This window comes from Mycolicibacterium peregrinum (genome assembly GCF_001665625.1).
Classification (GTDB): domain Bacteria; phylum Actinomycetota; class Actinomycetes; order Mycobacteriales; family Mycobacteriaceae; genus Mycobacterium; species Mycobacterium peregrinum_B.
In genome coordinates, this window is sequence record NZ_LZSY01000049.1 from 20759 (window position 1) to 32556 (window position 11798).

Below are 11798 nucleotides of genomic sequence, written 5' to 3' on the forward strand. Positions count from 1 at the left end.
ACGCCTGAATCAAAGGTCTGCGAACAGGCATTGAGCGGAAACCCCCAAAAGTCGGCACCGCGCCTTTCCGCGCGAACAAACGTCGGGAATCTCCACGTCGAACAGAGATCCAGACTACGAGGCGCTTATTCCATGATCTTGATCACGTTTTGCTGGACTCGTCCAGCAAGGACGCTCAGGCGAAGACTTTCGCCACCTCGGCCACGCGGCGCAGCTGGTCGATGTCGGAGCTGGTCGGGATCAGGTGCACCTCGTCGGTGCCGATGTCCTGGAACCTGCCGAGCACCTCGATCAGTTCCTCTTCGGTGCCCGCCCAGCCGGTCGCGGGGGCCATCGCGTCGACGTATTCGGCCGGGATCCAGTTCATGTACCGGCGCAGGTGCCGGTGCACCTGCGCGCGGGCCTCCTCCGGCTCACCGAGCGCGAACCAGAACGAGGTGGCCAGGTGCGGCTTGGACTTGCCCGCCTCGGCCCAGGCGGTGCGGGCGATGTCGAACAACTCGGCCTGGCGGTCTACATCCAGATCCAGAGTCGTGCCGGCGACGCCGTCGGCCCAGGCCGCAGCGTCCCGGATGGTCTTGGGCCCGATGGTGCCGATGTGCAGGGAGGGCCCACCGCTCTGAACCGGCGGCGGCCCGACCGGGAGCACCGATTCGGTGACCTTCTCGCCGGCCCACACCCGCTTCATCACCGCGACCCGCTCGGCCATTCCCCGCCGGGTCTGGGACGCCGGGTCGGCGCCGACCGCGTGATAGTCCTCGTGACGGCCGCCGACACCGATGCCCACGGTCAACCGTCCGCCGCTGAGCAGATCTCCGGTGGCCAGGCCTTTGGCCAGCATCACCGGATCGTGGAGCTGCGGCACCACCACGGTGGTCACCAGCCGCACCCGGTCGGTCCAGGCCGCCAGCGCGCCCAGCAGGGTCAGGCTGTCGGGGTTGTCGAACGCGATGCGTTCACCCCAGCACAGCGACGAGAACGGGCCTCCGTCGATGACGCGCGCCCAGGATCGCAGCGTCGTCGCATCCAACTGAGGCTCCATGACCGGCATCGTCATCCCCACACGCACCCACGGATTCTGTCATGTCGTGGTGGCAGCATGAACCCCATGGCCATCACCACGTCCTCGGTCGCGCATGTGCGGCTCACGGTCACCGACATCGAACGGTCCCGGCAGTTCTACGAGAGCGTTTTCGGCTGGCCGGTCCTCATCGAGCTGCCGCAGGACGCCGACGTCGCCACCCGCGCCAGGCTGAGTTTCCTGTCAGGTGGGGTCATCTACGACGCCGGGGCAACGTTGATCGGACTGCGCCCGGTCGGCCGGGATGCCTTCGACGAGAACCGAACCGGGCTGGACCACTTGGCCTTCCGGCTCAGGAGCCTCGCCGAACTGAACGAGGCCGCGCTTCACCTCGACGATCTGGATATCGCGCACGAACCGGTCAAGGACATCGGCCCTTCCTACATCCTGGAGTTCCGCGACCCGGACAACATCGCGTTGGAGCTCACCGCGCCGAAGTAGATCCCCGATCCGGGGGTTATCCCCCAGCACGGTCTGGGGAAAACGCTGTGTCGCCACACCGCACAACTTCGTAGGTTGGAGGCATGGTCGCACCCAGCGAAACCGTCCTGCCCACGCCTGCCCCGCCGGCGTCTGAGCCCGTGTCGACATCACGCAACATCGGCGTCGTACCGACCGCATCGATGATCACCGGCGCCGCCGTCGCGCTCGTGTGGTTCTGGATTCCGTTGTCCATCATGGTCATCGGGGTCTCCTCGATCCCGTCGGTGATCGGATTCCTGCTCGCCGGCGTGGTGTTCATCTACCTGATGCGCGGCGTGGAGTGGTTCGAGCGGACCCGAAGCGAAGCCGTATTCGGTTTCGGTCTCGGCGTCCCGCCCCGCCGACTGTCGCCGCATACCGGCGTCCAGGGCTGGGCTCACCAACTGTGGCTGGACATCAGCAGTACCCGGTTCTGGAAAGGCGTCTGCCACCACTACCTGCGGATGACGTACGACATGCTGGCCACCGGCCTGGCATTCGCGTTGCTGACGTTCGCTTTCCTGGGCCCGGCCGCGGCCGTCGCCATCCGGCACAGCGACGACGATGCCGGTCTGGTGTTCCTGTCCCCGCCGGTCACGTGGCTGCTGGCGATCATCGCCGTCATCGCCGCGGTCGCCATCCTGATCCTCGCGCCCGCGGTCGATGCCGCGATCGATCGATGGCTGCTGTCGCCGTCACCCACCGCGGCCCTGGAGTATCAGGTGAGCGCGCTGGCCGATGCCCGGCAGGGCGCGGTGTCCTCGGCACAGACCGAACGGCACCGCATCGAGCGGGACCTGCACGACAGCGTGCAGCCCCGCCTGGTGTCCCTGGCGATGACGATCGGGCTGGCGCAGACCAAACTGGATTCGGATCCGCCCGCCGCCAAGGCGCTGATCGCCGAGGCCCACGACGACGCCAAGAGCGCGCTGGTGGAGCTGCGCAACGTGGTGCGCGGCATCGCCCCGACGATCCTGTCCGATCGTGGACTCGACGCGGCACTGTCCTCTGTGGTGCAGCGTGCCGAAACCTCGGGGGTACCAACCACATTGCACATCGAGTTGCCCCGCAGGCTGCCCGATGAGATCGAATCGGTCGCCTACTTCGTGGTCGCCGAGGCGTTGACCAACATCGCCAAGCACGCCGACGCCTCGCAGGCGGTGGTCACCGTGCGCCTGGACGAGGCCGCCGACGTGCTGCACGTATCGGTGTTCGACGACGGAAAGGGCGGAGCCGTCGTCGACGCGGGCGAGAACGCCACCGGCCTGCGCGGACTCGACGAACGAGTACGCGCCGCGGGCGGAACCTTCGCGGTGTCCAGTCCCGCCACCGGCCCGACGATCGTCACGGCGGTGCTGCCATGCGCATCGTGATCGCCGAGGACTCGGCGCTGCTGCGGGCCGGTATCGAACGCATCCTGGCCGACGCCGGACACGAGGTGGTCGCCGGGGTGCCCGACGCCACCAACCTGCTGCGGCTCGTCAACGAGTACCACCCCGACCTGGCCATCCTCGATGTCCGGATGCCGCCGACGTTCACCGACGAGGGCATCCGGGCCGCGGCACTGCTGCGCAGCCAGAACCCCGAGTCGCCGGTGCTGGTGCTCTCCCACTACGTCGAGGAGCGGTACGCGGCCGATCTGATCGCCTCGGACACCAGAGGATTCGGCTACCTGCTCAAGGACCGGGTCGCCGACGTGCCGGCCTTCCTCGACGCCGTCGCCGTCGTGGGCGGAGGAGGCACGGTGCTCGATCCCGAGGTGGTGTCACAGATCCTCGTCCGCTCGGCCCGCCACAGTGCACTGGACCAGCTGACCCCGCGCGAACGCGACGTCCTGCAGTTGATGGCGGAAGGCAGGACGAACTCGGCCATCGCCACGACACTGCACATCTCGGTCGGCTCGGCCGAGAAACACATCGCCTCGATCTTCACGAAATTCGGCCTCGCTCCCGACGAGAGCGAGAACCGCCGCGTGCTGGCAGTGCTGCGCTATCTCGAGACCTAGACCGAACATCCACACCGGGAAGGACTTTCAACGTGACCACCATCGCCCCTCCGCCGCCGGTCAACCCACCACCCCAGCTGAACCCCGGCGGGCGCACCACCTTCCGTCTCGCCCTGATCGTCGCGGCCACGCTGCTCGTGGCCGGTTCGGTGACATCGCTGGGTTTCGCGGCGTGGGCCGTGAGCAACGTCCGAGTCATCACTGACCACGAGGCCCTGCCGGGCACGATGCGATCACTGGTCATCGACACCGCACACATCCCCGTCGCGATCCGGATCACCGCGGACCGCGAAACCCGCGACGCCGCGGCCGATCTGCGCCTGGTGAACACCACCCACAGTGGCGCACACCGACTGCAGGTCACCACCGACGGCGACGAGACCCGCATCGCCATCTTGGGCAATCCGTCTCGCGTCCTGGAATGGGCCCGCGGCGGTGAGATCACCGTCTCCGTACCGCCCGAGCAGGCCCGGCGGCTGACGGTGCGCACCGAGCAGGAGATCGGCACCGTGATCGCGCAGGCAGACCTGGACCAGTTGATCGCGCGGACCACGGACGGGCCGATCATCCTGCGGGGTGCGGCCCGCCGCGTCGAGGCCCACACCGTCAACGGTGAGATCTTCTCGCGCTCCCCCATAGCGGTCACCGAACAGTTCAACGCCACCACGTCCGACGGTGACATCGCCGTCGATTTCCGTGACGCCGCGCCGCGGCGGGTGGATGCGGTGAGCCGCAACGGCGATGTGACCATCGGATTGCCCGGGCGTGGGCCGTATCTGGTGCATGCCCAGTCCGGATCCTCGACGCAGGTGCGGGTGCCCGAGACGACCGTTCCCGACAGTGCCGCCGCCGAGGTCACGGTGCGCTCCGATGACGGCGACGTCGTCGTCGAGGACGTCGGACTCGGACAGCGCTAGCGGTCCGGGGTCAACCCCTCCATGATCTCGGCCACCGAACCGGTGCGGGCCTGGCGCCACCCGGTGCCGGCCCAGACATTGGTGGCCTGCGGGTCGCCTGCGGCCACCGACGCCTTGCGCACCGGGCTGGTCAGGTAATGGATCTCGGGATAGCCCAACGGCGCCTGTCCATCGTGATCGACGATGAACCGGTTGCGCAATCCACGTGCATACCGGCCGGAAAATGCCCGCGTCACAACGGTTTCGGTGAACTCAGGGCTCCGCAACGCGTCCCGGTGCACCGGGCTGCTGCCGGATTCATCGGCCAGCAGGAACGCCGTGCCGAGTTGAGCCGCCACCGCGCCCGCAGCCAGAACGCCCGCAACGTCGTCGGCGCTGATCAACCCACCGGCGGCCACTACGGGGATGTCGACCGCCGACAGTACGTCGGCCAGCAGGTGGTCCAGTGGTTGCGATCCGGGCGAGGCGGACGGATCGAACGTGCCGCGGTGCCCACCCGCTGCGGGTCCCTGGACGGCGAGGGCATCGACCCCGCGGCTCACCGCGAGCCAGGCTTCGTCCAGAGTCGTCACGGTGCCGACCGTGGTGACGCCGGCGCTGCGCAACCGGGCGATCTCGGACTCACTCGGCAGGCCGAACGTGAACGAGACCACCTCGGGCCGGAGATCGAGCACCGCATCCAGCTTGGCGGCCCACGCGTCGTCGTCGTACCTCGGCTCGCCGAGTGCCACCCCGTAGCGCTGCGCTTCACCGGCCAGCGCGTCGGCATAGACCCGGATCTGTTCGGACGTGCCCGCACTGGGCTGCGGCGCAAAGAGATTCACCCCGAGGGGTTCGGAAGTCAGATCGCGTGCCGCGGTGACTTTCTCGGCGAGCGCGTCGGCGGTCAGATAACCGGCCGCGAGGAACCCGAGCCCGCCGGCCTTGCTGCCGGCCGCGGCCAGTTCCGGCGTCGAGGGCCCACCTGCCATCGGCGCCACGATCACCGGACGTCGGAGCCCGCGAATATCGAATGTGCCCATCACCGCACCGCCTTTCCGAACAACAGGACGTCCTGAGGTTCGTCGCTGATATTGGGAAACATCCCGTAGCGTGCGAGCCTTCCCTCCAGTGACAAACCGCACCGTCGCAGCACCGCAGCCGAACCGGCATTGTCGACATGGCAGTAGGCCGTGATCCGGTACACCGTGTCATCCGGTTGCATATCGGCCAGCATCAACGAAACCGCCTCCGACATCAGGCCACGTCCCCACCACTGCCGGGCCAGGCAGTAACCCAGCTCTACCGAGTACGGCTGAGGTCGACGCCTGGCACACAGCCCGGCCACGTCACCGTCGACTTCGACCAACCAGGTCTGCTCGTCACCGACGTTGAACAATGTCGTGATGACGCGCCGCGTTTCGGCCACCCCCGAATGCGGGCGCCAGGACAGATACTTCGTGACCTCGGGATCGGAGGCGATCCGGGTGTACAGCGCTTCGGCGTCCTCGACTACCGGTGGGCGCAGCCGCACCTGTGGCCCGGCCAGGATCTGGGTGTTGGGCATGGTCCCATCCTGCACCGTTGCCGGGGGTGCGGGTCCAGCGGTTTACTGGACCGATATGGCCATCACCTTCAACCACACCATCGTCGCCGCCAAGGACCGGCAGGCCTCCGCCGAGTTCTTCACCGAGTTGTTCGGCCTGCCCGCCCCGCAGGAGTTCGGTCCGTTTCTGGCGGTGACTCTCAATCACGGAGTCAGCCTCGACTACGCCCAGATGGGGCCTGACGAAGAGATCCGGCCGCAGCACTACGCATTCCTGGTCTCCGAGGACGAGTTCGACGCGATCTACGGCAAGATCCGCGACCGTGGCATGCAGCACTGGGCCGATCCGCATGGTCAGCACCCTGGCGAGATCAACCACAACGACGGCGGTCGCGGGGTGTACTTCCAGGACCCGTCCGGGCATTACCTGGAGATCATCACCCGCCCGTACGGGGGCTGACCGGCTTCAGCGGTGGCCGCGTTCGTGTTCCTGATCGCGGTAGGCGTTGGCCAGCGTGTCCACGTGACCCGGCAGCGCGCCGGCCGCCACATCGGCCAGGCTGGTCTCCTCCAGGACCGAGCGCATGCTGGCCCGCAGCGCACGCCAGACATCGGTCAGCGCCGCGGTCGGACCGGAGTACGGCAGATCCCCCAGACCGATGTCGCGCACGCTGGCCAGCGGTCCGTCGATGCAGCGCAGCACGTCGGCGATGCTGATCTCACCGGCCGGCCGCGCCAGTTCGTAGCCACCGTCGCGGCCACGATGGCTGCGGACCAGGCGGTCCGTGCGCAGCGCGGTGAGTATGTCGACGAGGAACTGCGCCGGGATGCCCTGCGCCTTGGCGAGGTCGTCGGTCTTGACCAGCTCGCCGTCACCGACCGTCGCGAGCTGGACCATGGCTCGGACGGCATACTCCGCCTTCGCCGACATCCGCATGATCTGAGATTGTGCCAGCTCACTCATCGCCCGCACCGCTACGGGCGAACGGTGTCGCCGCTCGGGCCCGCAATCGGCCGTGCTCACCACGTCGATTGAACGGCATTGCCGTATGCAATGCTTTCCATGATGTGGATTGTTCCTGGAGGGACGGCAATCGTGAAGTTCAGCAAAGACGTAACGCCGGCAGGCAGATTGAGCCGACCGGTGTGAGGCACCGGACCTCCTGGCGCGGCTTGACGATCACCCTCGCCCTGGCGCTTGTCACCGCAGTCCTGAGCGCCTGCCACGCCACCCCGCCCGACCGCAACGCAGATGTGGCGCGCCTTGCGCGATTGCTCGGCGAGATGCCCGGCGTGCAGACGGTCAGCCACACCGTGACGAATCGCCCGGCCCAGGGCGTGGTGCGGTTCGCCGTCGATGTCGAGACCGCCGAAGGGATCACCGAAGATCAACTCGCGGCAGTGGTGTCCCGCTACCTGCAGGACCTCACGATGGTCAACTATACCGGCTATCACACCGAGCTCGCCGCCCACCACGGCTGGAACGTCTTCGCAGTCGACGGTGGCAGGTTACCGATCGACAACGCTCAACAGATCATCTCCCAGGCCCGCGACTGGGCCGCCATGCGTCGTGAATTCGCCACGGCCACAGTACGTTTACGTGCCACGGTGACCCACCCCAACGGCCGGTCGACGATGCAGGAATGGGGACATTCCGATGTCGGATCGATCCGGCTGGCCGATGCCACCGACTACACGGACGTGGCCGCCGTGGTCACCACCATGTCGGGAAAGTTCCCGGGACTCGCCAACGTGACCTGGACGATCAGCGCGGGCGACGATCACCCCGCCGACATCAAGAGTGCCCGCCGCTTCCCGACGGCCGGTGAGCTCGACGTCTGGAGTCGGATGAACGCCGACCAGACGATCCCGCACATCGACAGGCTGACGATCAACGGCCGCGTGCAACCGTCGGTATGGCTGGCGGAGCAGACCCGCTCGCACGAGCCTGCCGACGCAGTCGCCCTTGCCCAACGGCATCTGCCACTGGCGGCCACGCTGGCCGGGCCGACCCTCTACACCGCGAGCGATCAGATACAGGGACACATCACCGGGAACGGTCAGGCCACCGGCGCCATCGCCATCACCATCGGCGGGTGCACGGCACGCGATCTCCTCGTCTACCAACCACCGTCCGCCGAACAGGCGCTCATGGACAAATACGAGACCTGCAAGCATCCGTGACGCCCGGCTATTTTCGTCGAGATCGACGTTAGGGCTGCTCACAGAGCGCAGCAGCAGCCATGGCGTCGATCTCGGCGACGGAGGGGCAGTTCGGCAGTCGGCTAGTCCGGAATACCGGCCGCGTCCGGGACGACGACGGCGAACAGATCCGACATCGCGGCCAGGCTCGCCGACTGCATGACCGCGGCCGGCACCGGTGCGCTGTCGGGGCCCGCGAGTGTGCGGGTGGCAGTGGCAGCGGCCACCACGGTCGGGGCGTACCCGAGGTTGAAGGCACCGCGCGCGGTCGAGTTGACGCACATGTGCGTCATGAATCCGGCCAGCAGCAGGTTCGAGGCGCCCAGCCCCTTCAACCGGTCGTCCAGATCGGTCTGCACGAACGAGTTGGGGAATTGCTTGACCACCACGGGTTCTCCCTCGCGCGGGGCCACCGCTGGGATGATCGCGCCGCTCTCCCCTTCGATGTCATACAGCGAACCCGGACCGTCGGAGTGCTGGATGTGGATGATCGGAATGCCCGCGCTGCGGGCCCGGTCCAGGAGTTGTGCCGTCTGCTCGAGAGCGGCCTGCACCCCGTCGAGCTCCATGATTCCCTGCGTATAGGTGTTCTGGCAGTCGATCAAGACCAGGGTGGAATCGGCGAGACGGGCCGGTGCGGCGGGGAGGCTGGCCAGTTCGCGCAGCGTGGGGCGGCTCATTTCGGTGAGCGTAGTGGTCCGCGACCGCGTTTAGGCTGCATTGGTGGCACTCCGGGATTGGTCGTCGGCCAAGGTCAGGCTGGTCATGTTGGCCGCAGCGTCGCCGCTGATGCTGATCATGGTGGTGGTCGGCTACGCCGACGGGCCCAGTGATGAGGACTGCGGGCATGCCGAGCAGGCCATGGCCCATTGGGTCAGCGTGCAACTCGACACGCACCGGGCGATGACGGGCCCCGCGCCCGCCACGTTGTCCACTGATGCCGCCGATGCCGCCGCCGCTGTCCGCCAAGAAGCCACGGCGATCGAGGATTCCGGGTTGCGGCAGACGGCGAGCACTCTCGCGAACCAGCTCGATCAGGTCAGCAAGGGAAACCACGTGCGCGGGTACGAGGGCACGGCGGAGGCAATACAGGACCTCAAAACCGCCTGTCCGAAGGCCGGTGACGAGCCCATGCTCATTCCCTGACCGCGCCGAGAACTACCCCGCCGTGACGGCCAGTACCCGCTCGGCCAGCTCGGGGCGGCACACGATCAGGTCGGGCAGCGTGGGGTCGGCCGAGTTGTAGACCAACCGCGAGCCGTCGATGCGTGAGGTGTGCAGGCCGGCCGCACGGGCCACCGCGACGGGCGCGGCCGAATCCCACTCGTACTGCCCACCCGCGTGCACGTACACATCGGCGATCCCGCGGATCACCGCGGCGACTTTGGCTCCGGCCGAACCCATTTCGACCAGGGTTCCGTCGAGCGCACCTCCAAGGAACGCGGCCACGACTACACCGACCTGGCACTGGTCACCGACGGGCTGCGCGCCGAGCGGGAGCAGGGCATCACGATCGATGTCGCCTATCGCTACTTCGCCACGGCCAAGCGGAAATTCATCATCGCCGACACCCCGGGGCACATCCAGTACACCCGCAACATGGTGACCGGAGCCTCCACTGCGCAGCTGGTCATCGTGCTCGTCGATGCGCGCCACGGCCTGCTCGAGCAGTCGCGCCGCCACGCGTTCCTGGCCTCGCTGCTGGGCATCCAGCACATCGTGCTGGCCGTGAACAAGATGGACCTGATCGACTGGGACCAGGAACGTTTCGAGGCGATCCGCGACGAGTTCCACGCGTTCGCCGCCCGGTTGGACGTGCACGACGTCACCACCATCCCGTTGTCGGCGCTCAACGGCGACAACGTGGTGACCAAATCAGACATCACCCCCTGGTACGAGGGCCCGTCGCTGCTGAGCCACCTCGAAGACGTCTACATCGCCGGTGACCGCAACCTCGTCGATGTCCGTTTCCCGGTGCAGTACGTGATCCGGCCGCAGACCCATGAGCACGCCGATCACCGCAGCTACGCCGGCACGGTCGCCAGCGGTGTGCTGCGTCCCGGCGACGACGTGATCGTGCTGCCGGCCGGAAAGCCCACGCGCATCACCCAGATCGACGGCCCGAGCGGTGTGGTCGAGGAGGCCTTCCCGCCGATGGCGGTGTCGATCAGCCTGTCCGACGACATCGACATCTCCCGCGGCGACATGATCGCCCGGCCCAACAACCAGCCCCGGGTCGCACAGGATTTCGACGCCACCGTGTGCTGGATGGCCGACGGATCGTCACTGGAGCCCGGCCGCGAATACCTGATCAAGCACACCACCCGAACCACCAGGGCCAAGGTGACCGGACTTGATTACCGGCTCGACGTCAACACCCTGCACCGGGACAAGACCGCGACAGCGCTCAAATTGAATGAGCTGGGCCGTGTCTCGCTGCGCACCCAGGCGCCGCTGCTGCTCGACGAGTACAGCCGCAATGCCGCCACCGGTTCGTTCATCCTGATCGACCCCAACACCAACGGCACCGTGGGTGCCGGCATGGTGCTGCGCGAGACCCGCCACGACACCGCGAGCCCCAACACCGTGCGGCACGAGTCGCTGTGCACCGCCGAGGACCGGCTGTCGAAGGGCCGCACCGTGTGGTTCACCGGCCTGTCCGGCTCGGGCAAGTCCTCGGTGGCGGTGCTCGTCGAGCAGAAGCTGCTCGAAAAGGGTGTTCCGGCATACGTTCTGGACGGGGACAACCTGCGCCACGGGCTGAACGCGGATCTGGGCTTCTCGATGGCCGACCGGGCTGAGAACCAGCGCCGACTGGCCCACATCGCCGCCATTCTGGCCGACTCCGGCCAGGTTGTGCTGGTCCCCGCGATCAGCCCGCTGGAGGAGCACCGCGCACTGGCCCGCAAGGTCGCCACGGATGCGGGTCTGGAGTTCTACGAGGTGTTCTGCGACACCCCGCTGGAGGACTGCGAACGCCGCGATCCCAAGGGCCTGTACGCCAAGGCGCGCGCCGGTGAGATCACCCACTTCACCGGTATCGACAGCCCGTATCAGCGGCCGAAGAACCCGGATCTGCGGCTCACGCCTGACCACAGCACCGATGAACTGGCCGACCTGGTGATCGAGCTGTTGGAATTGCCGTCGTGAACGATCACGAACTGGCTGCCCGGCTGGCCACCAGGGCCGGGGATCTGCTGCTCGATGTCCGTGCCGACTTCGCCGATGCCACGGCGGCCGAGCGAAAGGCCGCCGGGGACAAGCAGTCCCACGATTTCCTGATGGCCGAGTTGGCCAAGCTGGTTCCCGGTGACTCGGTGCTGTCCGAGGAGGCCACGGCCGAGGAACGGGCCGATCCGGCGCGGCTGAACGCCGACCGGGTCTGGATCGTCGACCCGCTCGACGGCACCCGGGAGTTCTCCGAACTGGGCCGCGACGACTGGGCCGTACACGTGGCACTGTGGAGTGCGGGCGAACTCGTGGCGGGAGCGGTCGCGCTGCCCGCGCAGAACACCACGCTGTCCACCCCCGAGGTGGCCGCACCCCGCCCCTTCGACGGCCCCCCCCCCGGGGGTGGGTGGAGAGAGCCCCGGCGGGCGGCGGACA

General features: G+C 67.6%; 14 protein-coding genes and 1 pseudogene. 9 read left to right on the forward strand and 6 right to left on the reverse strand.

What is annotated here, in order from left to right:
- Positions 1–175 precede the first annotated feature (175 nt).
- Complete coding sequence (locus A5779_RS06555; RefSeq protein WP_064880132.1) at positions 176–1057, reverse strand: LLM class flavin-dependent oxidoreductase; 882 nt, start codon at positions 1055–1057, stop codon at positions 176–178.
- Between the two features lie 42 nt (positions 1058–1099).
- On the opposite strand from A5779_RS06555, the gene A5779_RS06560 reads away from it, so the two are divergent.
- The 4 genes from A5779_RS06560 (at position 1100) to A5779_RS06575 (ending at position 4465) form a co-directional block, all read left to right on the forward strand.
- Positions 1100–1522, forward strand: a complete 423-nt coding sequence (locus tag A5779_RS06560) for a VOC family protein (protein WP_413784898.1) — start codon at positions 1100–1102, stop codon at positions 1520–1522.
- An 83-nt stretch (positions 1523–1605) separates the two neighbouring features.
- Positions 1606–2916 carry a sensor histidine kinase gene (locus A5779_RS06565; RefSeq protein ID WP_064880136.1) on the forward strand — a complete coding sequence of 437 codons (1311 nt, stop codon included), beginning with the start codon at positions 1606–1608 and terminating at the stop codon, positions 2914–2916.
- On the forward strand, positions 2904–3548 hold the full coding sequence (locus tag A5779_RS06570; protein WP_064880138.1) for a response regulator transcription factor: 645 nt from the start codon (positions 2904–2906) through the stop codon (positions 3546–3548). Before A5779_RS06565 ends, A5779_RS06570 begins: the two co-directional genes overlap by 13 nt.
- 32 nt (positions 3549–3580) lie before the next feature.
- Positions 3581–4465 carry a DUF4097 family beta strand repeat-containing protein gene (locus A5779_RS06575; RefSeq protein ID WP_064880140.1) on the forward strand — a complete coding sequence of 295 codons (885 nt, stop codon included), beginning with the start codon at positions 3581–3583 and terminating at the stop codon, positions 4463–4465.
- Here the strand turns inward: A5779_RS06575 and A5779_RS06580 are convergent.
- The gene (locus A5779_RS06580; RefSeq protein WP_064880142.1) at positions 4462–5487 is read right to left on the reverse strand and encodes a nitronate monooxygenase; all 1026 of its coding nucleotides are present in this window, start codon (positions 5485–5487) and stop codon (positions 4462–4464) included. The two genes, A5779_RS06575 and A5779_RS06580, sit on opposite strands and share 4 nt — an antisense overlap.
- Positions 5487–6011 carry a GNAT family N-acetyltransferase gene (locus A5779_RS06585; RefSeq protein ID WP_064880156.1) on the reverse strand — a complete coding sequence of 175 codons (525 nt, stop codon included), beginning with the start codon at positions 6009–6011 and terminating at the stop codon, positions 5487–5489. The genes A5779_RS06580 and A5779_RS06585 overlap by 1 nt, the downstream gene beginning before the upstream one ends.
- A 55-nt stretch (positions 6012–6066) precedes the next feature.
- On the opposite strand from A5779_RS06585, the gene A5779_RS06590 reads away from it, so the two are divergent.
- Positions 6067–6450, forward strand: a complete 384-nt coding sequence (locus A5779_RS06590; RefSeq protein ID WP_064880144.1) for a VOC family protein — start codon at positions 6067–6069, stop codon at positions 6448–6450.
- A 6-nt stretch (positions 6451–6456) separates the two neighbouring features.
- On the opposite strand, the gene A5779_RS06595 is transcribed toward A5779_RS06590, so the two are convergent.
- Positions 6457–6927 (reverse strand): Rrf2 family transcriptional regulator, encoded by a 471-nt coding sequence (locus A5779_RS06595; RefSeq protein WP_064880158.1) that lies wholly within the window; start codon positions 6925–6927, stop codon positions 6457–6459.
- Between the two features lie 209 nt (positions 6928–7136).
- On the opposite strand from A5779_RS06595, the gene A5779_RS06600 reads away from it, so the two are divergent.
- Entirely contained in the window at positions 7137–8174 is a 1038-nt protein-coding gene (locus A5779_RS06600) for a hypothetical protein (protein ID WP_165609749.1), read from the forward strand.
- A 101-nt stretch (positions 8175–8275) separates the two neighbouring features.
- On the opposite strand, the gene A5779_RS06605 is transcribed toward A5779_RS06600, so the two are convergent.
- On the reverse strand, positions 8276–8872 hold the full coding sequence (locus A5779_RS06605; protein WP_064880148.1) for a cysteine hydrolase family protein: 597 nt from the start codon (positions 8870–8872) through the stop codon (positions 8276–8278).
- A gap of 43 nt (positions 8873–8915) precedes the next feature.
- Between A5779_RS06605 and A5779_RS06610 the strand changes: the two genes are divergently transcribed.
- Positions 8916–9338 carry a hypothetical protein gene (locus A5779_RS06610; protein WP_131811591.1) on the forward strand — a complete coding sequence of 141 codons (423 nt, stop codon included), beginning with the start codon at positions 8916–8918 and terminating at the stop codon, positions 9336–9338.
- Between the two features lie 12 nt (positions 9339–9350).
- Here the strand turns inward: A5779_RS06610 and A5779_RS06615 are convergent.
- Positions 9351–9623: pseudogene (locus tag A5779_RS06615) on the reverse strand (inositol monophosphatase family protein); the annotation flags it as partial.
- Here A5779_RS06615 and cysC point away from each other — a divergent pair.
- Together cysC and A5779_RS06625 are read left to right on the forward strand one after the other, a co-directional pair.
- On the forward strand, positions 9534–11342 hold the full coding sequence (cysC, locus tag A5779_RS06620) for a sulfate adenylyltransferase subunit CysN (RefSeq protein ID WP_236734665.1): 1809 nt from the start codon (positions 9534–9536) through the stop codon (positions 11340–11342). The pseudogene A5779_RS06615 and the gene cysC overlap by 90 nt on opposite strands.
- The coding region (locus A5779_RS06625; protein ID WP_330220057.1) for an inositol monophosphatase family protein at positions 11339–11798 on the forward strand (460 nt) is incomplete at its 3' end. The genes cysC and A5779_RS06625, both read left to right, overlap by 4 nt.